The organism is Bradyrhizobium sp. SOJA106 (assembly GCF_059448745.1).
In genome coordinates, this window is sequence record NZ_CM182549.1 from 5,986,831 (window position 1) to 6,008,861 (window position 22,031).

Annotated in this window: 23 protein-coding genes; 5 read left to right on the plus strand and 18 right to left on the minus strand. The window is 59.5% G+C overall.

Features of this window, described 5'->3' with window-relative positions:
* Positions 1-6: 6 nt before the first annotated feature.
* On the plus strand, positions 7-1,245 hold the full coding sequence (gene kynU, locus AC5V87_RS28175; RefSeq protein WP_495368414.1) for a kynureninase: 1,239 nt from the start codon (positions 7-9) through the stop codon (positions 1,243-1,245).
* Between the two features lie 264 nt (positions 1,246-1,509).
* Here kynU and AC5V87_RS28180 read toward each other — a convergent pair whose 3' ends face one another.
* The 3 genes from AC5V87_RS28180 to AC5V87_RS28190 form a co-directional block, all read right to left on the minus strand.
* Positions 1,510-2,382, minus strand: a complete 873-nt coding sequence (locus tag AC5V87_RS28180; RefSeq protein WP_495368415.1) for an ABC transporter substrate-binding protein — start codon at positions 2,380-2,382, stop codon at positions 1,510-1,512.
* Positions 2,383-2,410: 28 nt separating this feature from the next.
* Positions 2,411-3,766: an MFS transporter gene (locus tag AC5V87_RS28185; protein WP_495368416.1), complete on the minus strand. Its 1,356-nt coding sequence runs from the start codon at positions 3,764-3,766 to the stop codon at positions 2,411-2,413.
* A gap of 88 nt (positions 3,767-3,854) precedes the next feature.
* A complete protein-coding gene (locus tag AC5V87_RS28190) occupies positions 3,855-4,478 on the minus strand; it encodes a nuclear transport factor 2 family protein (RefSeq protein WP_495368417.1) in 624 nt (207 codons plus the stop codon).
* A gap of 81 nt (positions 4,479-4,559) precedes the next feature.
* On the opposite strand from AC5V87_RS28190, the gene AC5V87_RS28195 reads away from it, so the two are divergent.
* Positions 4,560-5,330: an IclR family transcriptional regulator gene (locus tag AC5V87_RS28195; protein WP_495368418.1), complete on the plus strand. Its 771-nt coding sequence runs from the start codon at positions 4,560-4,562 to the stop codon at positions 5,328-5,330.
* Between the two features lie 262 nt (positions 5,331-5,592).
* On the opposite strand, the gene AC5V87_RS28200 is transcribed toward AC5V87_RS28195, so the two are convergent.
* A complete protein-coding gene (locus AC5V87_RS28200) occupies positions 5,593-6,018 on the minus strand; it encodes a DoxX family protein (RefSeq protein ID WP_495368419.1) in 426 nt (141 codons plus the stop codon).
* 198 nt (positions 6,019-6,216) lie between these two features.
* Here AC5V87_RS28200 and AC5V87_RS28205 point away from each other — a divergent pair, with 198 nt between their 5' ends.
* Positions 6,217-7,266 carry an IS630 family transposase gene (locus AC5V87_RS28205; protein WP_495371954.1) on the plus strand — a complete coding sequence of 350 codons (1,050 nt, stop codon included), beginning with the start codon at positions 6,217-6,219 and terminating at the stop codon, positions 7,264-7,266.
* Between the two features lie 332 nt (positions 7,267-7,598).
* Here AC5V87_RS28205 and AC5V87_RS28210 read toward each other — a convergent pair whose 3' ends face one another.
* Entirely contained in the window at positions 7,599-7,952 is a 354-nt protein-coding gene (locus AC5V87_RS28210) for a kynureninase/PvdN C-terminal domain-containing protein (RefSeq protein ID WP_495368420.1), read from the minus strand.
* 19 nt (positions 7,953-7,971) lie between these two features.
* Positions 7,972-9,435: an aminotransferase-like domain-containing protein gene (locus AC5V87_RS28215; protein WP_495368421.1), complete on the minus strand. Its 1,464-nt coding sequence runs from the start codon at positions 9,433-9,435 to the stop codon at positions 7,972-7,974.
* Between the two features lie 71 nt (positions 9,436-9,506).
* On the opposite strand from AC5V87_RS28215, the gene AC5V87_RS28220 reads away from it, so the two are divergent.
* Positions 9,507-9,734 (plus strand): hypothetical protein, encoded by a 228-nt coding sequence (locus AC5V87_RS28220; RefSeq protein ID WP_495368422.1) that lies wholly within the window; start codon positions 9,507-9,509, stop codon positions 9,732-9,734.
* Positions 9,735-9,762: 28 nt separating this feature from the next.
* Here AC5V87_RS28220 and AC5V87_RS28225 read toward each other — a convergent pair whose 3' ends face one another.
* Positions 9,763-10,344, minus strand: a complete 582-nt coding sequence (locus tag AC5V87_RS28225; RefSeq protein WP_495371955.1) for a hypothetical protein — start codon at positions 10,342-10,344, stop codon at positions 9,763-9,765.
* A gap of 336 nt (positions 10,345-10,680) precedes the next feature.
* Positions 10,681-11,703 (minus strand): hypothetical protein, encoded by a 1,023-nt coding sequence (locus AC5V87_RS28230; RefSeq protein WP_495368423.1) that lies wholly within the window; start codon positions 11,701-11,703, stop codon positions 10,681-10,683.
* Between the two features lie 772 nt (positions 11,704-12,475).
* Between AC5V87_RS28230 and AC5V87_RS28235 the strand changes: the two genes are divergently transcribed.
* Positions 12,476-13,435, plus strand: a complete 960-nt coding sequence (locus AC5V87_RS28235; protein WP_495368424.1) for a LysR family transcriptional regulator — start codon at positions 12,476-12,478, stop codon at positions 13,433-13,435.
* On the opposite strand, the gene AC5V87_RS28240 is transcribed toward AC5V87_RS28235, so the two are convergent.
* From AC5V87_RS28240 to AC5V87_RS28285, 10 genes are all read right to left on the minus strand, one after another.
* On the minus strand, positions 13,408-13,647 hold the full coding sequence (locus tag AC5V87_RS28240) for a DUF2274 domain-containing protein (protein WP_495368425.1): 240 nt from the start codon (positions 13,645-13,647) through the stop codon (positions 13,408-13,410). The genes AC5V87_RS28235 and AC5V87_RS28240 overlap by 28 nt on opposite strands.
* 4 nt (positions 13,648-13,651) lie before the next feature.
* Positions 13,652-14,857: a TraB/TrbI/VirB10 family type IV secretion system protein gene (locus tag AC5V87_RS28245; protein WP_495368426.1), complete on the minus strand. Its 1,206-nt coding sequence runs from the start codon at positions 14,855-14,857 to the stop codon at positions 13,652-13,654.
* On the minus strand, positions 14,854-15,888 hold the full coding sequence (gene trbG / locus AC5V87_RS28250; RefSeq protein WP_495368427.1) for a P-type conjugative transfer protein TrbG: 1,035 nt from the start codon (positions 15,886-15,888) through the stop codon (positions 14,854-14,856). Before trbG ends, AC5V87_RS28245 begins: the two co-directional genes overlap by 4 nt.
* Positions 15,885-16,568 carry a conjugal transfer protein TrbF gene (trbF, locus tag AC5V87_RS28255; protein ID WP_495368428.1) on the minus strand — a complete coding sequence of 228 codons (684 nt, stop codon included), beginning with the start codon at positions 16,566-16,568 and terminating at the stop codon, positions 15,885-15,887. The genes trbG and trbF overlap by 4 nt, the downstream gene beginning before the upstream one ends.
* A 102-nt stretch (positions 16,569-16,670) precedes the next feature.
* Positions 16,671-17,900, minus strand: coding sequence for a P-type conjugative transfer protein TrbL (gene trbL / locus AC5V87_RS28260; protein ID WP_495368429.1), 1,230 nt, complete (start codon positions 17,898-17,900; stop codon positions 16,671-16,673).
* A complete protein-coding gene (gene trbK-alt, locus AC5V87_RS28265) occupies positions 17,897-18,268 on the minus strand; it encodes a putative entry exclusion protein TrbK-alt (RefSeq protein WP_495368430.1) in 372 nt (123 codons plus the stop codon). Before trbK-alt ends, trbL begins: the two co-directional genes overlap by 4 nt.
* Positions 18,268-18,996: a P-type conjugative transfer protein TrbJ gene (trbJ, locus tag AC5V87_RS28270; protein WP_495368431.1), complete on the minus strand. Its 729-nt coding sequence runs from the start codon at positions 18,994-18,996 to the stop codon at positions 18,268-18,270. Before trbJ ends, trbK-alt begins: the two co-directional genes overlap by 1 nt.
* Positions 18,993-21,434, minus strand: a complete 2,442-nt coding sequence (gene trbE, locus AC5V87_RS28275) for a conjugal transfer protein TrbE (protein ID WP_495368432.1) — start codon at positions 21,432-21,434, stop codon at positions 18,993-18,995. Before trbE ends, trbJ begins: the two co-directional genes overlap by 4 nt.
* 10 nt (positions 21,435-21,444) lie before the next feature.
* Positions 21,445-21,708 (minus strand): VirB3 family type IV secretion system protein, encoded by a 264-nt coding sequence (locus tag AC5V87_RS28280; protein WP_495368433.1) that lies wholly within the window; start codon positions 21,706-21,708, stop codon positions 21,445-21,447.
* A complete protein-coding gene (locus AC5V87_RS28285) occupies positions 21,708-22,031 on the minus strand; it encodes a TrbC/VirB2 family type IV secretion system protein (RefSeq protein ID WP_260382384.1) in 324 nt (107 codons plus the stop codon). The genes AC5V87_RS28280 and AC5V87_RS28285 overlap by 1 nt, the downstream gene beginning before the upstream one ends.

Below are 22,031 nucleotides of genomic sequence, written 5' to 3' on the forward strand. Positions count from 1 at the left end.
AAAGATATGACCGATCTTGTCGCAATGGCATACGCACTTGATGCGGCCGACCCACTGGCTCGCTATCGCGAGTTGTTTCAAATCCCCGAAGGCATGATCTACCTCGACGGCAATTCACTCGGCCCGCTGCAGAGGGCTGTCGCGGAACGCACTTCCCTGACCGTGGGTAGGGAGTGGGGCGAGGGTCTGATCAGCAGTTGGGACAAAGCTGGTTGGATCAGGATGCCGGTAAACGTGGGCGATCGCATTGCCTCGCTGGTGGGTGTCGGTAACGGGGAAATAGCTGTCGGCGACAGCACCTCCGTGAATCTGTTCAAATGCTTGGCCGCCGCGTTACAACTACGCCCTCGCCGGCGGGTGATTCTGGCAGAGCACGACAACTTTCCGACAGACAACTATATTGTCGAGGGATTGGCTGAGTTGTGTAGGGACGTCGAGATTCGATTTTTCCCTTCGACAGATCGGATCGCAGACCACCTTGCGGACGATGTCGCAGTGGTGTTGCTCAGTCACGTTCATTACCGGACATCCAAAATCCAGGACATGGCGGCGGTGACCCGCGAAGCCCACGCGTGCGGCGCGCTGGTCGTTTGGGATCTTTCGCACTCGACCGGCGCCGTTAAGGTGGAACTGGCAAAGTCGGGAGCCGATTTTGCGGTTGGCTGCACGTACAAGTACCTCAACGGGGGTCCGGGTGCGCCAGCCTTCGTTTGGGTCGCTCCGTCACTGGTGAGTTCGGTATCACAACCCCTCACTGGCTGGATGGGCCACAGTCGCCCCTTCGAGTTCATACCGGAATACGAAGCAGGCGCAGCGATCAAACGCTTCGTTTGCGGTACGCCGCACGTGCTGAGCCTTTCTGCCCTGGATGAAGCCTTGAAGTTGTGGGCCGAAGTGGATCTCGACCACGTCTTCGAGAAGTCAAGGCGCATGACCGAGTTGTTCATTGAACTCGTAGAACAGGAGTGCGGCCAGTTTGGGCTGGAGTTGCAGTCGCCGCGCGACGCAAGCGGACGAGGCAGCCATGTCTCGTTCGGTTTGACCTATGGCTATCCCGTGATGCGGGCGCTGGCGGCGAATGGCGTCCTCGGGGATTTCCGCGCTCCCGACACTATGAGGTTTGGGTTCGCGCCGCTTTATCTGCGATATTCCGATATGGCTGAGGCCGTGGCGCGGCTGAGGACAATCCTGACCAACAAGCTATGGGATGTCGACACATTCAAGGCCAGAGCCGCTGTGACTTGAACTTATTGCTTCCGTGCGTCCAACCGTCGGCGCGGAAGGCGGCAGGTGGGCTAGCCATTTCAACAGGATGGCGAAGAGAGTGTCAGTCAATCCCCATTGAAGCATAAGGTATTCTCTGCTTTTTTTTCCAAAACCTACCAGTTCTACGGCCGTGAAGGTCTTGGGCCATCGATCCCCAGTGCAAGAGAACGAAGTCGTGGTACCGACGTCTCGTCGGGTTGTCGCCGCGACGGCGGTTCCGGAGTGTTTCCCAACATTGTCGGGCTAACTCTTGATCAAAGAACATTTTCCCTGCGCCAGTGGTCGGAAAGCCTCCTCACCTTCGACGGTCCGAAGATACTTGTAGTAGTCCCACGGCTTCTTCGATTCTTCTGGGGCCTTGACCTCGAATAGATGCATGTCATGGATCTTGCGGCCGTCTTCCCGTAGGCGCCCCTTGCCAAAGGCTAGGTCATCGGTCGGCATCTCCTTCATTTTCGTCACGACCGCAGCGCCGCTCTTTTTGGCGTTGTCGAATCCCAGCGCGGCGACGGCCTTTAAATAGTGAAGAACTCCCGAGTAGCAGCCCGCCTGAATCGTGCAGGGCTTGGCACCCCCGACCTGAGGCGCATACCGCTCCGTCAGCGCTCGCGTGCCGTCGTTGAGATCCCAATAAAATGCCTCGGAGACGAGGAGCCCCTTCGACGCTTGAAGACCCAGCGAGTGGATTTGGGGAATGAAGCACAGCAAAGCCGTCAGCTTCACGCTGCCGTTCGCGAGGCCGAACTCTGATGCTTGCTTGATCAAGTTCGACGTGTCGGCCCCTGCGCTCGCGAAGCCGATGACTTCCGCGCCGCTCGCCTGTGCCTGTAGCAGGAAGGAAGCGTAGTCACTCGTTTCCGGGAACGGATACTTCACGGTTCCAAGAACCTTGCCGCCGGAGGCCGTGATGACCGAGCTTGCGTCTTCGACCAGGGACGCGCCGAATGCGTAATTTGCTTGGACGAAGAACCAAGTCTTTCCGCCCGCCTCGACGACGGCGCGGCCTGTCGTGGCGGCGAGCCCGTAGGTATCAAAGGCCCAGTGGGCGGTATTGGACGTGCAGCTGGCGCCGCTCAACGCGGATGATCCCGCGTTGAAGAGCGCAACCTTGCGCATGCTCAATCCCGCTCCGGCTCGAGGCGGCTCATTCCGCAAGCCCGAGGACGGCCGAAGGCAGGCCCGAATGATACCTTCTCATTTTCGCGACGATTGCTAGGGCCGCAATGGCCGCGGGCACGGCGAGCACGCCGATGATCAGCTGAAATGACCATCCCACACTGAGGAGGACGCCGCCTGAGAACGCACCGAGAATCGCGCCGAACCGGCCGATGCCAAGCATCCAGCTTACGCCCGTGGCCCGGCCCAGCGTCGGATAGAAGCTCGCTGCCAACGGCGACATGGATGTCTGGGACCCGCTCATGAAGAACCCCGCCATGAACACCGCAGTACTGAGAGCGATGAGGTTCGACGGGACCTGCGCGATCGCGACCAGGCAAATCGCGCCGAGGAGATAGGATATCACGATAGATAGATGCGGATTGTATCGGTCCATGCACCAGCTGACAGCGATCGCACCGAGGGTGCCGCCGAGTTGGAACATAGCGCCAATTACCGCGGCCTGCTCGATGGGAAGGCCGGACGTAGAGATGAGCGTCGGAAGCCAGCTCGTCAGCAGGTAGATCACCATGAGTCCCATGAAGAACGTGACCCAGAGCGCGATCGTGCCGAACGTCAGTCCGTTTTCGAACAGCACGCCGAGCGAGGAGCTTTCGCTCTTTCTGTCGTTCACGCCCACGAAACGCGTGTTGCTGTCGATCGGGGCGAACTGGTCGATCCGATGAACGACCGACGCAATGGCGTGCTGCCTGGCGCTTCCCCGCGCGACGAGATACTGGATCGATTCAGGCAGCGCGAACACGAGCACGATCGCGAGAGCCAGAGGCGCGACGCCGCCGACCACGAACACGCTCTGCCAGCCGAAATAGGGAATCATCGCCGCGGCAGCGAAACCTCCGCCCGCGGAGCCGAGCGTGAAGCCGGAGAACATCAATGTGATCAGGAGCGAACGACGGGCCGCAGGGCAGTATTCGGCCGTCAGCGTGGTGGCGTTCGGCATCGCCGCGCCGAGGCCGACGCCTGTCAGAAACCGGAGCACCGTGAGCTCGGTGAGCCCGATCGCATGCGCCGCGATCAGGCTGAACAGACCGAAGAAGGCGAGCGAGCCGGTCAGGACCCATTTTCGACCTACGCGATCCGCCACTGGCCCCGAAAGGAGCGCGCCAATCGCGAGACCGAAGAAGCCGACGGTGAGAAGTTGCTTCAATTCCGGCGGCGGCACGTGAAGTGCCTTGCTAAGTGCGGGCGCGACGAAACCGACGGCTGCGGTGTCGAAACCGTCAAGAAACGTCACGAGGAAACAAAGAGCGAGGGTCATCCACTGAAAGGCGGATACCGGCCTCTCGTCGATGAATTTCTGGACGTCAAACGTTGAAGCAGTCATGGCGCATCCTTCCGATTTTGCGAGCGACACGTGCAAGCGAAACGCGCCTCGGGTTGGCTCCCGAGGTCTGGACGGTTGGCGAAGTCGCCTAGACGGCGGCGAGCTTGGGTTGGGGGGCGGTTTGGCCGAGCCATTCCTGGCCCAGACGGTAGAGAGCCTCGACCTCCGGCCCCTTGAGGCCGGGCATGTCGCGCTTCACGCGATAGCCGATCTGCTCCTGGATGTAGGCGAGGTGCCGGTATCCAACCGGATACTGCTGCAGATTCGTCTGGGCGATGACGAGTTTGGCCGCGGGGTCCACCGGATCGATCCGGTCTTTTTCGTAGATCGGCTGTCGCCTAACCACTCCCCACTTGCCGCCGCGCTTTTCCAGAAAATCGTAGAAGCGGCCGGTGCAGACGACGTCGCATTCGACGCCATGAACCGGACCACGTTGGGAGATGGTCATCTTGGTCTGGGCGATGGCGCGGTCTCCGGAGAGATCGATGCTCATGCCTCCGAGGAAGTGCAGGATGCTAACTCCCTTCGCCCAGCCTTCCTGGCTGACGCGGATAAACTCGCTGGCAGGTCCCTGGAACCAAGTCGCCGACATCCACCCGTCGGCATGCCATACTGTAGCGAATCGGTCCCAGTCGCCGGCGTCGCGCCAGACCACCCAATTCTCGATGAGATCGCGGATCGCGATCCGATCCAAAAGGTGTGCATCAACCATGTTCGTGATCCTCGCTGAAGGCTGGCCCTGGACAGAACCTCGGAGCCTGGTATAGTTTACATATATAAACTGGTGTAAGTTATGAAACTCAAATCGGACTCCTCTGTCAAGTCCGCGGATCGCGCTTTCGATATTCTGGAGTACGTCGCGGACGCGCCGGAACCGCCGTCGTTCTCGCAGTTGCTCGCCGACCTCGAAATTCCAAGGAGCAGTTTGTTTCATCTACTCAATAACTTGCTTGCCCGTGGTTATTTGGCGCAGGATCCAGCGACGGACCGCTACAGCCTCGGCGAACACGTGCTGACGCTTGCTAAGAAAATATCTGCTCCGGCCCTTCCGGCGATCGCCACTCCCTTTCTGAAGCAACTGACCGGCGAGCTGAATGAAACATCTGGCTTCTACGTAAGGGCAGGAGATGTAGTCGAGGCCGTGGCTTCTGCCACAAGCACACAGGCACTCGCCTACACCATGAAAGTTGGAGAACGCGCCCCAATGTACGCGGTGTCGGGCGGCAAGATCGCACTGGCAAAGATGTCCGCCGAACAACTGGATGAATACCTGCGGCAGTTGAAGCTGGAGCCGATCACCGAAAAGACGATCAACTCCAAGAAGCAGCTTCGGGAGGAGCTGATCTCGGTGAGGCGCAGCGGTTTCGCCTATTCCTACGAGGAGTTCACTCCGGGCATCATTGGCATCGCGAAGGCGGTCGAGTACGACGGCCGCTTCTACGGAGCGCTCAACCTTGCGATCCCCGCTGCGCGATACACGCGGGAGCGCGAAGCCGTCATTCGACGGCAGCTCGAGGCCGTCGCTGCCTCGCTCGGAAAGGCCATCGCGTCGCGGAATGCTTAATGGGCGACGGAGCCGGAGCCGACGAAGCAGGAACAGGCGTTTATCCGAATAGCTGCGTCCTGGGCCGGACGAGACATCCGAGGAAGCCCGCCGCCCCTTCCCTAGCGGCTCGGCCCTGTAGCACATCGCCCGAGGTCGCCTGATGATCTCGTCCGCTCACCATTCGCCTGCGGTACGGAAGCGGAGACGTGCGGAGCTCGAGACACAGTAAAACCGCGGCCCATCTGTCGGCTGCACGTCTCTGCAGACTTCGATCATGGCGTCAGACTTCTCGGTTCAGTAGATGGTCCACGGAGAACCTGCCGGGTCCGGCAAATAAGAAGCCGAGATAAATGACCAGCAACAAAAACGGAAACTCAGCTCCTCCTCCTGGGACACTGTAGATCCATCCCTTCGGCAGGCTGACGAAGAGCGCAATCACAGCCGTTTCACCCACGAGCATTGCTGCGATCAACCGCGTAAGAAAGCCGGTGGCGAGCAATAGACCGCCGAGAACTTCCAAGGTCCCGAGGAGGTAAGCGATCAGCAGAGGGGCGGGAAGCCCTAGTGGTACCAGCACGTTCTTCGCCAAGACCGGCGCGAACGTACCGAAAAGCTTCGGGATCCCGTGCGGTATTAAAATCAACCCTGCCGCGATCCTCAGCATCGGCCAGGCTAGCGGCGCAAAGCCGGTGTTGATCGCACGCAAAATCGAAAAATGCGCGTGCCCTAGCGCGTCGTTCGCTAGTGTCCTGAGTCACAAGTTCGCAATCGTAGATTCGCAGTAGATTCGCGTCGCTGTGCCAGAGATGGCGGCTGTAACAGCGACGGAGGATCTGATGTCGGCCCAGCGGCTTGCGCCCTGATATTGAGCGATGATGAGCTTGCCGAACTTCAGTCGCTGACGATGCGGCGGAAAACGGCGCAGGCGCTGGCTCTGAGAGCCCGGATCGTGCTGACCTGCGCGGAAGGCGGTCAGAACAAGGAGGTGGCGGCCAAGCTAGGCCTGGAGCGGGGAACGGTAGGCAAGTGGCGGCAGCGTTTTGTAGAGCAGCGCGTGGCCGGGCTGCACGACGAGCCGCGTTCCGGGGCGCCGCGCACCATTGACGATGCCCGCATCGAAGCCGTGATCGTGCGGACGCTGGAAAGCTGCCCCGAGAACGCCACTCATTGGAGTTCTCGGGGCATGGCGAAGGCCAGCGGCCTGTCGGTGTCAACGGTGCAACGCATCTGGCGGGCCTTCGGGCTCCAGCCGCACCGGCTGGAGACATTCAAGCTCTCCACCGATCCGAACTTCGTCGCCAAGGTGCGCGACGTCGTCGGCCTTTACGTCTCGCCGCCGGCACACGCCATCGTTCTGTGTGTAGACGAAAAGTCCCAAATCCAGGCGCTGGACCGCAGTCAGCCGATGCTGCCGATGCGTCCCGGTCAGCCGGCTCGAAGGAGCCATGACTACAAAAGGCACGGCACCACATCGCTGTTCGCCGCTCTCGACATTGCGACCGGACGGGTCATCGGCAAATGCTACGGACGCCACCGAGCCGCCGAGTTCCGCAAGTTCCTCGACGAGATCGAGGCCGCCGTACCGGGCGAACTCGACGTCCATCTCGTCATGGATAACTATGCAACGCACAAGACGCCGCTGATCCGGAAATGGCTAGCCAAAAGGCCGCGTTGGCATGTGCACCTGACCCCGACCAGTTCGTCATGGCTCAATCAGGTCGAGCGCTTCTTCGCGCTCCTTACCGATAAGAAGATCAGACGCGGCGTCTATCGCAGTGTCGCTGCCCTCAGGGCGGACATCACCTCGTTCATCGAACGACACAATGCCGATCCGAAACCATTCCGATGGACCAAGTCCGCTGACGACATCCTTGCTTCCATCGAGCGCTTCTGCCGATACAATGCCCCGGCACAAAACGGACCAATGTTGCGAACTTCTGGTTCAGGACACTAGGTTGTCGTCCTCACTCAGTGAACTCATCCGAAACACGCTCAGTTTATATACATAAACCAGTTTATTATATGAAATGTACCGCCTTTGTCAAGGTACTCGTTGGCTGCCTAAAGCAAACGAGTGCGGACAAGCGACAAAGTAAGTCGATAATGGGACAGCCGGCGAGATACGCGGAGACATCAAGTGTCCACACCAAGTTCGTAACCTATCGTGACCCGACTGCTATTCGTCCTGCTCATGGTCAATAGCAGCGGCAACAACCTCGGAGCGATCGTCGGCACGTTGATGAAGTCGGCGCTGTGGCCTCTCAAACCGTGCTCACGTTACAATGCTCAGATTTTGTGGGCATCCACGTTCCAGAGCCTGCCAGCGAGGATCGACTTGAGGCGAGCCACAGCTTCTGCGACATCGGAATGTCGCAGATAAAGAGGAGTGAACCCGAACCTCATTGTATTGGGGGCGCGGAAGTCCCCGATGACTCCGCTCGCAGCCAGCGCCCGCATCACCGGATAGCCGTAGCTCAGACCAAAAGGGACATGGCTGCCTCGTGCGCTTTCGTCTTGCGGCGATTGCAGCTCGAGACCGAACCGGCCGCACTCCTTTTGCACCAGCTCGATGAACCACCCGCTCATGCGCTTCGACTTTTCGAAGACGAGGTCGAGATCAATCTCGTCCCACAACTTCAAGGCTTCATCCAGAGCCGGTTTAGCTTCCGCCAACGTCCTTGATGCTCGCCTTCAATCGATCCTCAAACTCAACGGAATCGCAAGCCGCAATGCTGAAGCGTAGCCAAGGCGTCGCTTTCCTCGTCGCGAAGAAGATCGATCCTGGCGCGAGCACCAAGCCGCGGCGCAATGCTGCCTCTGCTAACAAGTCGCTTGAGGCGATGTCGCCAAGGCGCGCCCAGAGAAAGAACCCCCCGTCAGGCTCGGTCGGTATCGACAGTCCTGCAGATTGGAGCTTGGCCAACGCGTGAGGCAGCTTCGCCGACAGCCTTTCCCTAATGCGCGCCATCTGCCGCCGATATTCTCCAGTCGCGAGCAGCTCCGCCACAATGCGCTCGCTGATCTCAGATGTCGCCAGGCAGGTGGCGAGTTTGCGCTGCGCCAGCCGAGTGGCGATCGCCGGACTAGCGGCCACATATCCCAACCGTAGATTCGGTGATATCGTTTTGGAAAAGCTGGACAAGTAGACCACGCGTTCGAGCTGGTCGAGGTTGGCGATCCGGAACGAACGTCCCTTGTAAAAGTCGCCATAAATGTCGTCCTCGACGATCGTGAGATCATGTTGTTCGGCGAGCGCCAGGATCTTGTGCGCGTTGATCGGGTGAAGCGTCGCGCCGGTTGGATTATGGAGCATTGAATTCAAAACGAGCAGCTTCGGCTTCTCGGTCCGGATCGCTCGCTCCAGCGCATCGAGATCCAGCCCTTCCGCTGTCCTTGGAATCGCAACATACGGGATACTGTGCATCTCAAGGTAGGCATAGAGTGAATAGTAGCCGGGCTCCTCGACCAGGATTGTATCGTTGGATCCTAGAAGCGTGCGCAGAACCAGGTCCAGCGCGTGACTTGCGCCTGAGGTCAGCACGATCTGGTCAGCTTGTACTGCTATCCCTCCTTCGATCAGCTTGAGCGCAATCAGCTCGCGCAGACGCTTATAGCCGAGCGTCGTGGGATATTGGCCCAGCGAGGCTCGAGACGTGCGGAGTGCCGTTCGCGCACAGCGTTTCAGAGCTTCCTCGTCGAACCAGTCGAGCGGAAGGACGCCGGCTCCCGCCTTGATGGAGGCGCGACTGTCGTGGAGGGCCCTGAACAGCCAGCTCGGTCCGATTGGAAGCGTCTCCCCAGGGGCTTCGCGCGTGCGGTCCAGCTGCCTTTCAGTGACATAGAATCCGCTCTTCTGGCGAGCGCGAATGTGGCAGGACGCAACCAGTCGGTCGTAGGCGTTCACTACCGAGAATGTGCTGATCCCGAGATCCTTGGCCAGGCGCCGGACCGACGGCATGCGCGTACCCGGAGAAAGGCGGCCGCTTTCGATAAGTTCGCTGACCTGCCGCTCTAGCTGGCTGACGATAGGGCTATCTTGCGTGAGGACGATGGGCAGCACAGTTCGACTGTTGCGTTCACTCAACTGTACAACTTTACGAACCCTCAACTGATCAGTCAACATTCGCATCCGGAGACGATGGTGATCCTGCTGAAGCGTTTCTCCTTACGCTTCGGTTTCGAGGTCATCGTGTAATGGACGTCAATGAGGATCGGCGTCCTCGTGCCGAGGACGTTCCAGATGTCTGCGAGATAAACGATGACGGCGCCTCGTCTAAGATCGCCTCGTCACGCGCGTTGCGGCGGGTGGTCGTTGTGCACAGCAACTGGCCATCCATCAGCTTCAACTGGATCTCAATCACCTACACAGGCGAAGGTGAACTTGTCGTGGCTGGTGCTTTTGGCTTATCGGCATTGGACTAGTCTATGAAAGGCGTACTTCCGGCCGACATTATACTGGGCGACATTGATAGTCGGGCTGCCTCAAGTCTGCGCTGCGATCGCCGCGCGGCAGCGTCGTACTGCAGCGGGATCGGGCCTGGGCCATCCCTGATGACCAAGACCGAAGCGACGGGGGTAGAATGGCGTCGGATAGGTTGCAAGGACGAAGAGCTCGGCGCGCGCCAGGCGGCGTCGAAATGCCACGTGAGACAGTAGAATAGCCAGCCAGATCCACAACAGCAGAATTGCCGATATCGTCATAGTTGCTTTGCAACACGAAACCCGAAGTTAGCCAGTTGAGAAACACGATTCCGACCGGGCCAACTGCTGATACATTGATTGCATATGCGGAAATGCTGTCAGAGTTTAGAGTCGCAAAGGATGAAGGAGCGTGCGCGCTCCGTGCAAGGGCCGGCAAGGACCGTCCCGTCGCGAACAGCCCAGTACTACTCGCGGAAACAGCGGTGGTGATAACAACAAAGTTGATCACATCACCGGCGCAACAAATACCAATCTTCTGCATAGCAACGACGAAGGGGCTTACATAGACCGCATATTCTGTCCAAGCTGCAAGCGACATAATGATCGCCATTGATCCAACATAAACCAAAATGCGAACGATCACTCCAGTGATGGCGCGGGGCAACCGGAATCCTCGGACTCGACAGCGGTGAGCCCGATGACCTCAACGCCCCCAAATGCGAAAAGAGCTATTGGGCAGGACCGGGATAAAGCTGGCAACACCTCTTGGAAGCATGTCTCCCTGCGACCAGAGGTTAGCAATCGTTGCATCGCCGGCGGCGCCCAATTTGGAAAGAGTAGGACGGCGGCACCACCGCTGTTTCAACCTCGCCGGCAAGAAGAATTGAAGCCCGATTGAATGCGGCGCCCCCGGCCAGAATGCTTAAGCGGCATATAGGACGAATGCCTATGGAAAGAGTACCGAATAGGTGAATACTGGAGCAGTGAATCGCGGCGTGTTTCGCCCGGCAACTGTCGTTATGAACCCAAGATTAAAGCGCACTGTGTCAAGGTTGTACTCAATTTGCGGGGCCACAACGAACGACCAATTGCTCGGTCCGCCGACGGAGGCCAATCGGGTCATTCCGAAGTCAGAAAACCCCGAGATGCCATTGAAGGCCGACCTCGTTTGATAGGCATAACTAAGATCCAGACCCAGCACAAATTCCTTAGTTACGCTGTATTCGAGACCAAGAATTTCGTTGATCGTTGTTCCGACTCCGACTTTTCCTAGAGTACCATACCCGCCGCCATAGGCGTTGAACCCATGCACGCTCGCGTCATGATCAGCGAATAGAACGTCAGTATCGAAGCGAACACGCAGGATCCGTCCCGTAAAGGGAACTATCAGTTCCTTCTGCAACAGGATTGACGTGGACGTGGAGAAAACCCCAGCGCCGACCACATCGGCACGGCTAGGCAAACCATTCTCATATTTGCCGGCTGGGACGTTCTGACGAACTTGAAAGGCCACCGTGGGCATGGTCGAGCAAAAGTCTGGACGGTTCAGTTGATACACGCCACGCAACTGGACGTCTCCCGCCTGTACGGATCCAGCATCAGCGATCGAGGCGTTGCGCAAAAAGATTGGATAAATGCCCGCGCTAAAATTATCCGTGAAACCATAAGCGAAGCCGGGATTGACGACTGATTGGTCGTTGCTAGGTATTCTTCGTACGTTGCCCGCATCATCGTAGATGCCGTTGACGTGAACGTTGTAGAAGTATGTCTGATTGCCGAAAGCTCCCTTCGGAAGCGCCGTATTTTGGTAGGTCAACAGCGTCCCGGCATATCGAGCATCGTCCGGTGATTGCTGACCCGGAAGCAGACAGCCATTGGTGGCGGCCCAAGACGAGACACTCCCCGAACTGAGCGCCACGAAAGCAAGCACAGCTTGCAGTGAAGTTCTGGCATAACTGCGCGTAGACATAGTTCCGGCCCCCTAGATTTCCTGTCAATCATGCACAATGAGCGCACGACGAGCGTTCGCCGCTATTTGGAGATTGCCTACGCGTCGATGGGTAGATACAGAACTCTTGGAATTGATTGGCCTGTATCGGTGCAAATGCCGACACACCTATGGGCGAATGTTTCGGAAGCAAGCTGTTGACAGCCCGATTGGGCGCGGTCGGACTGCTTATGCGCACCTATCGATGCGGCGTGGCCGGTGTCAGCCCAATCAACTCAGGTATTCACAGCGATCCCATCGGTGGCGTCCTTTTGCGGCAAGCGAACGCGCATTTTGTGATAGAAACCGAAGCCCACGTTGGAGCCCCAACTTTCTACTGGCTGTGCGGTTTCTTGACCCGCACAGTTAACTGGATTCCCATCGATCTGTCGCGATCCACTGCGGCAGGATTGGGCTAGTCTAACGACCTCTTTCATGATCGTCAGAAGCGACTATCGCCTGCAATTTCAGCATGTCCTTCGCTGTTTATAGCCTCGCTGGATTGCCCTTATGCGCTGTTTGAGTCCGTCGTCGCATATCCGCCTTTCTGATCGATTGCAGTCTTGCCCAGATGCACTCTCCCGACGACACATTCAGGTCGGCCGGCGTACGGAAGTAGAATTTGCAACGATATCGCCCGTTCATGCATCGGCTCTTTCAGCGGCTTTTAGAACAGTTCCGAGCGCCGCCGATAGACACGCGCTCAGCCCTGTCGCAGGCAGGAAGTGAACCTAGTTGATTTAGGGTGCTCCACATGGCCCGCGACGCCACTACCAACCAGAAGCCCAGAATCGCGCGGCCGGTCGCCATCGATCTCCAGCACCTCAGATTCCTTGTCGCCGCCTGCGATTCCGGAAGCTTCCGACAGGCGGGTGACGTGCTCCGTGTTCAACACTCTGTGCTTAGCCGCTCCATCGCTCACCTAGAATATCTGATGGGGGCCACCCTGCTCGAGCGTTCGAGTGGAGGAGTGAAGGCCACCCTCGCCGGCAAAAGTGTCCTCCGGATAGCCCGAACAATTTTGGAGCAGGTCGACGCACTCTTAGCGACGGGGAAAGCTAACGGTCGAGGTGAGGCCGGCCGGATTTCGATTGGCTTCTGCACATCGATTTCCGCAGGTAATCTGCGGGCTATATTACTGGAGTTCAAGAAGCGGTACCCGCAGATCGAACTTGTAACAGTTGAGCGGAGGCGTACCCATTTGATGAACGCGCTGAGGTATGGGACACTAGACCTATTAGTCATTCCGGACGGAACGCCATCATCTGGAAACAAGACTCTGAAGCTCTGGAGCGAACGTATTCTTGTTTCCTTGCCTGAACGTCATGCATTGGCAGCATGCAACGTGATCTATTGGACTGATCTACGTAACGAGACCGTCCTCCTAAGCCATCATGATCCAAACCGTGAGCTGGAAGATCTGATCTTATCCAAGCTCGTCTCTGCAGGGGATCGACCCATGATCGACCGCCGTGACGTAAGCCGAGGCATCATCAAGAGCCTTATCAGCATGAACTTTGGGATTGGTCTGGTGATGGAATCTGACGTGGGAGCAAAGTTCGCAAGCCTGGTTTATCGTGAGCTGCGCGATGAAACGGGATCTAGTCGCATCGATTTTTCCGCTCATTGGCGAACTGACAATGAGAACCCAGCTTTGGACGGCTTCCTAAGGATGCTGTCGGAACGCTATCCTTCGCCAACAACTACCGAATGAGCCGCGCGCTTCAGCTTGGCAAATCCACGGTCTGTAGCCATGAAGCGTGCCAACATTGGCCCGATCAGTTTGGCCGGTTCGATCGGCTGACCGACCTCTCGTGCCATAGCTTCTGCATATGCCACGAGATCCCGATGCACAGTTGCCGACAGTTCTGTACTCACCCTAACGGGTTTGTCGTCGAGAAGCGCTCCGATTTTGAGCTTTGGCATGCCGTTACCCTCCGTATGGCACAAGTATGAGGTCACGATTGACGACAACGCGAACCGGAAAACCAGGTCGCACAGTCAGCGTAGGCTGAATGTTGAGACTGCGCCGAACCACCTGTTGTCCGGTTTGGTTGAGCGAGTCGGAGGCGCCGTGCCGCAATGCCTGGATGATGGCGCTGTCGTTGCTATTCGTGTCGGAACCTGCACCTAGTTCTGTCCCGACAGCCAAGAACGTCGATAGCGCAGCCGCCTTGAATAGCTCGCCCCAGTGATTGTCGACTTGGTCTTCGAGACCCGCATAACCTGCGGTGTCAGCGCCAGGCTGCCGCTCGAGAACGATTGACCGTCCATTTGGCATGATCAGCCGGGTCCAGACGAGGAGGACACGGGATTGGCCGAAAGAGACCTGGCTATCGTAGATCCCGATTAGACGCGCTCCCTGAGGCACAAGCAGAAACCGGCCAGTCGGCGTATCAAATATGTTCTCGGTTACCTGCGCCGTAATTTGGCCTGGCAGGTCCGATCTGATTCCGGTGATCAGGGCTCCCGGAATAACCGTCCCAGCCTGCACCACATATGGTGAAGCTGGCTTGGTGACGCGATCAGGGCTGACTGTGCGGCGGTCCACGGACGCGTTCACGAAGGCAAGCTTGCGGTCCTGACCGTTCTGCGCAAATCCGTCGTCATTGGCACTGGTCGGGCTTTGTGATGCGATGCGATCGCCCCCTGCAGCCGTGGGCTCATGCGCTTCTCTCCCAGTGGTCGAAGCGAACAGATGGCTGATGCGGGCTGCTTCGGTTTCTTGATCCCGGCGCTGCTGTTCCGGATCAGCGCCGATCGTCGGCGACCGGCCTTGGCTTGCAAGGATCGGCCGACCGAGGTCGCCAGGGAGCGGCGGACCAAGCTGCGGGATTGGCTGGCGCGGAACGCCGGCATAGTCCTTCGGCAGCGCCGTAATGCGGTCGGCCACATTATGATGGTCGGTACTGTAAAGCTCATCGGCCGTCTGGTCTCGAGGGCGATTCTTCTGGAGCGACCACAGCACGGCTCCGCCGATGACAAGCAGGGCGACCACGCTCCCTCCCGCCAGTACTTTCCGTGACAACCGTGTCACGCGCGGGTGCTCCGCTCTCAAGCGGAAGCTCCTGGACTGATCCTCTTGTGTCTCAGGCGGAACCGCTTGTTCCTGATCGTTCCCATTTCGGGTGTTCATGTCGACGGCCTCCCGTCGGTCCTAACAATTCTGACCTTCTGCTGGTGCTCACCGCCGAGCCGGAGTTCGGCGGCTGCAAAGAGCCGATCCACGATCAGCACGTTACCGTACGCGCGGTAGTTGACCAGTTCAGTCTTGCCATCCGGGCCGATGACGAAGAGCGGTGGCATCTCGCCCTGCACGATGCCTTGCGGGAATTCGACGTAGACCTTGCGGCCATCGTCATATGCGGCGATCGGCCGCCAAGGCGGACTGTCGCCTTCGATGGCATAGCGAGAGATTCGCTGCGCCGGGTCAGGAAGAACGGGCTTCAGGGCGGCCGAGCGAGATCGTTCCCGTCCAGTTTCAGGATAGTACCAGGCAACGGATGGCATGTATGGCCGCTCGCGGGAGCGGAGCTCGATCAAGTAGGTGCGCCGATCGGTATTGACGACCAGGTTGGTCTCGATCGATGCGCGGGTCGGCTTGACCAGGATGTGGACGCGCCGCGTGTCGCCACTCCCGCTCTCGGTATCGCCCACGACCCAGCGCACGGTGTCTCCAGCCGCAATCGGCCCTGATCCCGTCAACTGCTCTCCCTCCTCGAGCGCAATATCCGTGATCTGCCCGGGTGCTGCGTAAATCTGGTAGAGCGCACCTGGACTATAGGCGTAGATCTGCGCCGCGTTGAAATATCCGCGCTTGCGCGGTTCGACCCGGGCTGCGCTGTTTGCGGTCTCAACCCGGCTCACGGGTTCAGGCTCTTCCTTCCCTCCCGACTTGCCGCCGAGAGCCGGCTTCCAGCGGGGTGGAACGTGAAGCGGTCGCGATCTCTCGTCGAGAGCCACCGGCGTCGCCGGTAACGGAGGAACTTCAGCGTCATAGCTGATCTCCGGCGGAATGTAGGTCGTGCACCCGCCGATCGCCGAGGAAGCAAGCAGGAGAGCAAACAACACTGCTCGCTTCGCGGTCAAGAATTCGGGCGGAGTCGGAGTGATCCTGCTGTACGGCACTGGATGCTTCGAATGAACGTCAGACGGCGTCTTGGTCACTGACTCAACTCCTTCGACCAGTTGATGGCGCGAACGTAGACGCCAAGAGGATTCTTGCGCAGGCGTTCGGCATCGCGCGGCGTTTCGATCACGATGGTGAGAATGGCAGTCCAGCGCTCGGTCGAGCTCAGCGAACCATTGTCGTAGGTACGTTCAGTCCACGCCACCCGAAAACTCTCCGAAGAGGCGCGAATGACGCTCGACACGTCGACGGAAATCTGGACCTTGCCCAACTTGGCAAAGGGGTCATTGTTGCGCGCGTAATCGTTGAGCGCAGCGGCGCCGCGATCGGTCGTAAAATCATAGGCCCGGAGCCAGTTTTGGCGCAGAACGATGCCGTCCGCCGGCAGACCTCTGACATCTTCGATAAAGCGCGCCAGATGGTAGGCGATCTGGGCATCTGTCGGTTGATAGTCGATGTTGGCGGGTGCGACCCTTTGGGCCTTACCGAGATGATCGACCTCGACCACCCACGGCGTGATTGATCCCTGGCTCGATTGCCAGATAAGGCCTGCAGCGAGACCGGCCGACAGCATGAGGCAGCCAAAGGCCATCAGCCGCCAGTTCTTGGCTTGGACGCGTGCCGATCCAATGCGTTCGTCCCAAACCTGCGCTGCTTTCTGATACGGTGTAACCGGCTCGGGCATACGCCCGTAGTGAACGGATGGTCGCTTGAACATTGGATGGCTGCCCCTGAGATAAAGTGAACGGCTTCAAGTGGTGCGGCATCTGGGTTTGAGGCGCTGCCGAGCAGCGGGTGGCGAAAGCACGATGGCCGCGTGTCAGCGCTCTCCTTCAGACAAATCGACCGAGGAGCCGCTGCCACCATGATCGCCCGAGCGAACGGCCTGGCTAGCGGCCGAGGCACCATGCCGAATAGTCTCGGCGCGCTTCATGCGTCGCGCCCAATTGGGCTGCCCTTCAGCCGAAGTGTTCGCCGTCTGCGCACCGGCTTCCCCACGTCCGCCGAGCGTAGCCGCTGCACGACGCAACGGGCTCATGGCGGCGGAGGCACCAGCCTCCGCACCGCCAGCCATGCCTCCGCTTCGATAGGCAGCGGACGCACCGCTCAAGACGGCACCCCCACCGCGCGCGGCACCTGCAATCGCACCACCAGCGAGACCGGCGCCGCCGGCGGCGAGGCCTGCGCCCGCCGCAACGATGCCGCCGGCGGCAAGACCCGTTCCGATCGCGGCACCGGCGCCGAGTTGCGGTCCGCCCGAAACCAGACCATTTGCGATACCCGGACCGAAGATGCCGAGGCCCAGCAAGGAGAGCGCCGCAAGCACCAGTGTCATTGCGTCTTCGATGGTTGGCTGATTGCCACCGAAGCCTGCGGTGAACTGCGAGAACAGGGTCGAACCGATGCCGACGATGACGGCCAGAACCAGGACCTTGACCCCTGAAGAAATGACGTTGCCCAAGACACGCTCGGCCGCAAAGGCGGTCTTGCCAAACAAGCCAAAGGGAATGAGCACGAAGCCGGCCAGCGTCGTGAGCTTGAACTCGATCAGGGTAACGAAGAGCTGGATCGCCAGAATGAAGAAGGCGAGCAGCACCACAACCCAGGCAAACAGGAGAACGACGATCTGGACGAAATTCTCGAAGAAGCTGATGTAGCCCATCAGGTTGGAAATCGAGTCGAGTAGCGGGCGGCCGGCATCGAGCCCGACTTGAGCGATCTTTCCCGGTCGCAGGAAATCGGATGCGGACAGGCTTGCACCCGATGCTTTCAGCCCAAGGCCGGCAAAGCTCTCGAAAACGATGCGCGCTAGGCCGTTCCAGTTACCGATGAGGTAGGCGAAGACCCCCACGAAGAGCGTCTTCTTGACGAGACGGGCGATGATGTCCTCGTCCGGCCCCCAACTCCAGAACAAGGCAGCAAGCGTAATATCGATCGCGGCAAGGGTCGTGGCGAGATATCCGACGTCACTTCCCAGCAGCCCGAAGCCGTTATCGATATAACGCGTAAACGTTTCCAAGAACTGGTCGATGATCCCCGCACCCGTCATGGCTTGCTCGCCTCAGGTGTTGCCAGGGTCGGATATCCCTGCGGGATCCGGCTCTGATCCTTTGGGGCGGGCGCCAATGCTGCGGCGGGTTCTTCTGGGCCAGGAACCGCGGCACCGGCTCTCTTGGCGAAGAAGCGTCGCCGGTTTTCGGCCCAGACCTGCCTGCAATGCTGATAACCTGCCGTTTCCTCCGGAGTGACGCCGCGGCAGCGTACGAGGTCGGAGCTGCTTTTATCGGTCGTCTGCTCCGCCTTCGGCAGCGCGGTCGGCTCGTCACCACCGCGAAGCTGAATCGTGCAAGCAGTAACGACCAACACGCCGATTGTCGTAAGCAGCGACAACGCCTTGAATGCCCTTATGTCGGTCATCAGTGGAACATCTGCACGTTGGATGATTGATAGCCCTGCCCCGGTGTCAGGAAGCGCCGAAGCTGTTCTCGTCCTTGATCCTGGGCCGAGGCACGCTGAGCTGCTTCGAGACTCTGCGCCCGACCTTGCGCCGTGACGACAGCCGTCAGGTCGGCAAGCTGCTGCGCGTTCAGTGCGAGAATCTGATTGCCTGCTTGCGTTGCTTGCAGAGCGCCGCTGGCGCCTTGACTTGATGTTACAAGCGCGGATGTCTGGATGCGATTGGTGTCGAGGTTGCTCACGATGCCTGCCTGGACGCGAAGCGCATCTTGCGTTGCGGAATAGGAATTCTGCCAACGCGATTGAGCGTTGGAGACCAGCAACTGGTTCGATTGGCTACTGGTCGCTGGCGCGTAGCTGGTCGAGAACGCGCGGTCGATCTGCTGGACGTCGTAGGCGATGCGCTGGGCCTGGGCCAGCAATTGCTGGGTCCGTTGGATCGAGGATTGCAGTTGCTGCAGCGACGAATACGGCAGGCTTGCCAGATTCTTTGCCTGATTGATCAGCATCTGCGCCTCGTTCTGCAACGAGGTGATCTGGTTGTTGATCTGCTGGAGTTCCCGCGCGGCCGTCAGGACATTCTGAACGTAGTTGCTGGGATCAAAGACGATCAGTGCCCGTGCGGGTACCGAGGCACCAAGCACCAGCGCAATGGTGCCAGTGGCTGCCAACAGGCGAAGACGCTTCATAGCGATTTCTCCAGATTTGCGAGATTGGGGATCAGCTCGAGGGCCCAGGCGACGTCCCGGTGCTGTAGCCAGGCCGGCACGAAGCCATCAGGTCCATATTCGGCGAAGAGCTGCGCAATGGCTGCCTGATCTGTCTTGGAAGAGGCCGCGGTGAATGCGAGCGCAACTTCGCCCAGACCAAGCTCGAACATCCGGTTGCCACGACGGGACTGGCAGTAGTAGTCGCGCTTTGGCGTTGCCCGGCTCAGAAGTTCGATTTGGCGATCGTTGAGTCCGAAGCGGCGGTAGATGGCAGTGATTTGCGGTTCGATCGCCCGTTCGTTCGGCAGCAACAAGCGTGTTGGGCAGCTTTCGATGATCGCGGGTGCGATCGCGGAGCCATCGATGTCAGAGAGCGACTGGGTCGCGAAGATGACGGACGCGTTCTTCTTCCGAAGCGTTTTCAGCCATTCCCGGAGTTGACCGGCAAAATCTTCGTCATCGAGGGCTAACCACCCCTCATCGACAATCAGGAGTGTCGGCCGGCCATCGAGCCGATCACCAATACGATGGAAGAGGTACGCCAGCACGGCCGGCGCAGCGCTCGTTCCGATCAGACCTTCGGTCTCAAACGCCTGGACCGAGGCCTCGCCAAGGCGCTCGAATTCAGCATCAAGCAGGCGCCCGGAGGAACCGCCCAGGCAATAGGGTTGCAGTGCGCGCTTCAGGGAATTCGATTGCAGCAGAACTGACAGACCCGTGAGGGTACGTTCCTCCCTCGGCGCCGAGGCGAGAGATGTCAGCGCCGACCACAGATGATCCTTGACCTCCGGGGTGATCTCGACCTTTTCTCGTGCCAGGATCCCGCCGATCCACTCGGTGGCCCATCCGCGCTCGGTGGAATCGTCGATCCAGGCCAAGGGTTGCAGGGCGACTGGCTGGCCGCCCCCCTCAGACAATGCGCCTCCGAGATCATGCCAATCGCCGCCCATCGCGAGAGCGGCCGCCCGGATCGAGCCGCCGAAATCGAACGCAAAGACCTGCGAGTTCGGATAGCGCCTGAATTGGAGCGCCATCAGAGCGAGCAGGACTGACTTGCCAGAGCCGGTCGGTCCTACCACGAGGGTGTGACCGACGTCGCCGACGTGGAGTGAGAACCGGAACGGCGTTGATCCCTCCGTCTTGCCGAAAAGGAGCGGCGGCCCCTTGAAATGTAGATCCCTCGCCTCGCCCGCCCACACGGCCGACATCGGGATCATGTGCGCGAGATTGAGCGTCGAAACCAGGGGCTGCCGTACATTGGCGTAGACGTGCCCCGGCAGACTACCGAGCCAGGCTTCGACCGCGTTCACCGTCTCGATCATGCAGGTGAAATCGCGACCCTGAATGACCTTCTCGACCAGCCGCAGCTTTTCGTCGGCCGCATCGGGATCGCGGTCCCAGACGGTGATGGTCGCCGTGACAAAGGCCTGACCGATCTGATCCGAGCCTAGTTCCTGCAACGCAGCGTCGGCATCGATCGCCTTGTTGTGAGCGTCGGTATCGAGCAGCGTCGACGCCTCGTTGGTCATGACCTCTTTGAGGATGGCGCCGATAGACTTTCGTTTGGCAAACCACTGCCGGCGAATCTTGGTCAGCAGCTTGGTGGCGTCGGTCTTGTCGAGCATGATCGCCCGGGTGGACCAACGATAAGAGAATGGCAGGCGATTCAGGTCGTCCAGGATTCCCGGGGTCGTCGCGCCCGGAAAGCCGATAATCGTCAGGACCCGAAGATTGGCTGGGCCCAACATCGGCTCTAGCCCGCCGGTCAGCGGCTGGTCGGCCAACAGCGCATCGATGTACATGGGAATCTCGGGCACGCGAACGCGGTGACGCTTGGTCGAGATCGTCGAATGCAGGTAGGTCAGCGTGTCCTGATCATCGAGCCAGGCGCATTCGGGCATGAACCCTTCGACGAGCTGCAGCACGCGGTTGGTTTGATCGACAAACCTGCGCAGCACCTCGCGCGCGTCTGCGCCAACAGTCCGATCGCGGCCCTCATAGAGCAGGCGCTCTGCCCTGGCGGCTCCCTCCTCTGGAGGCAGATAGAGGAAGGTCAGGAAGTAACTGGACTCGTAATGGGCGCCCGCCTCCTCGAACTGAGCCCTGCGCTCCGCGTCAACGAGCGCGGACGCGACATCCGGAAATGTACTCGGAGGATAGGCCCCAGCAAAATGACGCTGCGCCTCAACAAATACGGCCCAACCAGATCCCAGACGGCGCAGGGCGTTATTCAGGCGACCGGCAAGGCCGACAAGTTCGGCCGGCATCGCGCTGTCGAGGTCAGGCCCCCGGAACTTTGCCGTCCGCTGGAACGAGCCGTCTTTGTTCAGGATGATTCCCTCGTCGACGAGTGCTGCCCAGGGCAGGAAGTCGGCGAGACGCGCGTTGGAATGACGATATTCGGCAAGGTTCATCATGACAGAGGGCTCAGGTATTGAGATGTGCGGGAATGCGCAGATGCCGGCGCACCACATCGACAAAGGCGGGATCGCGTTTGGCGGCCCAGACGGCGGCCATGTGGCCCATGAACCAGAGGACAAGACCCGCGACCCAGAGCCGAAGTCCGAGCCCAAGGGCTGCCGCAAGCGTGCCGTTGACGATCGCAACCGACCGCGGCGCGCCGCCCATCAGGATCGGCTCAGTGAGCGCGCGGTGAACGGGCACGACAAAGCCTGCGACTGATTCATCCATCAGATCACCACGCCGCCGCCGAAGGAGAAGAACGACAGGAAGAAGCTCGAAGCGGCAAACGCGATCGACAGACCGAACACGATCTGGATCAGCCTGCGGAAACCACCTGACGAGTCCCCGAACGCGAGCGTGAGCCCGGTCACGACGATGATGATGACCGCGATGATTTTGGCGACCGGCCCTTCCACCGACTGCAGGATCTGATTGAGTGGCTGCTCCCACGGCATGTTCGATCCAGCCGCCCATGCCGGCGGGGCTGCCACAAGCACCGCGCCGAAGGCGGCCAACGATGCACCTCGAAGAAAGCGAAATTGCTGACGCAT

Excerpts from the sequence above, each read along its gene's own strand:
- AC5V87_RS28230 (WP_495368423.1), bottom strand. The coding sequence starts at position 11,703 with ATGTCTACGCGCAGTTATGCCAGAACTTCACTGCAAGCTGTGCTTGCT.
- trbK-alt (WP_495368430.1), bottom strand. The coding sequence starts at position 18,268 with ATGACCGACATAAGGGCATTCAAGGCGTTGTCGCTGCTTACGACAATC.
- AC5V87_RS28220 (WP_495368422.1), top strand. The coding sequence starts at position 9,507 with ATGGACGTCAATGAGGATCGGCGTCCTCGTGCCGAGGACGTTCCAGAT.
- AC5V87_RS28245 (WP_495368426.1), bottom strand. The coding sequence starts at position 14,857 with ATGAACACCCGAAATGGGAACGATCAGGAACAAGCGGTTCCGCCTGAG.
- kynU (WP_495368414.1), top strand. The coding sequence starts at position 7 with ATGACCGATCTTGTCGCAATGGCATACGCACTTGATGCGGCCGACCCA.
- AC5V87_RS28225 (WP_495371955.1), bottom strand. The coding sequence starts at position 10,344 with ATGGCGATCATTATGTCGCTTGCAGCTTGGACAGAATATGCGGTCTAT.
- AC5V87_RS28190 (WP_495368417.1), bottom strand. The coding sequence starts at position 4,478 with ATGGTTGATGCACACCTTTTGGATCGGATCGCGATCCGCGATCTCATC.
- trbJ (WP_495368431.1), bottom strand. The coding sequence starts at position 18,996 with ATGAAGCGTCTTCGCCTGTTGGCAGCCACTGGCACCATTGCGCTGGTG.
- AC5V87_RS28285 (WP_260382384.1), bottom strand. The coding sequence starts at position 22,031 with ATGCGTCAGCAATTTCGCTTTCTTCGAGGTGCATCGTTGGCCGCCTTC.
- trbL (WP_495368429.1), bottom strand. The coding sequence starts at position 17,900 with ATGACGGGTGCGGGGATCATCGACCAGTTCTTGGAAACGTTTACGCGT.
- AC5V87_RS28280 (WP_495368433.1), bottom strand. The coding sequence starts at position 21,708 with ATGGATGAATCAGTCGCAGGCTTTGTCGTGCCCGTTCACCGCGCGCTC.
- AC5V87_RS28215 (WP_495368421.1), bottom strand. The coding sequence starts at position 9,435 with ATGTTGACTGATCAGTTGAGGGTTCGTAAAGTTGTACAGTTGAGTGAA.
- AC5V87_RS28185 (WP_495368416.1), bottom strand. The coding sequence starts at position 3,766 with ATGACTGCTTCAACGTTTGACGTCCAGAAATTCATCGACGAGAGGCCG.
- AC5V87_RS28195 (WP_495368418.1), top strand. The coding sequence starts at position 4,560 with ATGAAACTCAAATCGGACTCCTCTGTCAAGTCCGCGGATCGCGCTTTC.
- AC5V87_RS28240 (WP_495368425.1), bottom strand. The coding sequence starts at position 13,647 with ATGCCAAAGCTCAAAATCGGAGCGCTTCTCGACGACAAACCCGTTAGG.
- trbE (WP_495368432.1), bottom strand. The coding sequence starts at position 21,434 with ATGATGAACCTTGCCGAATATCGTCATTCCAACGCGCGTCTCGCCGAC.
- AC5V87_RS28205 (WP_495371954.1), top strand. The coding sequence starts at position 6,217 with ATGCGGCGGAAAACGGCGCAGGCGCTGGCTCTGAGAGCCCGGATCGTG.
- AC5V87_RS28235 (WP_495368424.1), top strand. The coding sequence starts at position 12,476 with ATGGCCCGCGACGCCACTACCAACCAGAAGCCCAGAATCGCGCGGCCG.
- AC5V87_RS28180 (WP_495368415.1), bottom strand. The coding sequence starts at position 2,382 with ATGCGCAAGGTTGCGCTCTTCAACGCGGGATCATCCGCGTTGAGCGGC.
- trbF (WP_495368428.1), bottom strand. The coding sequence starts at position 16,568 with ATGTTCAAGCGACCATCCGTTCACTACGGGCGTATGCCCGAGCCGGTT.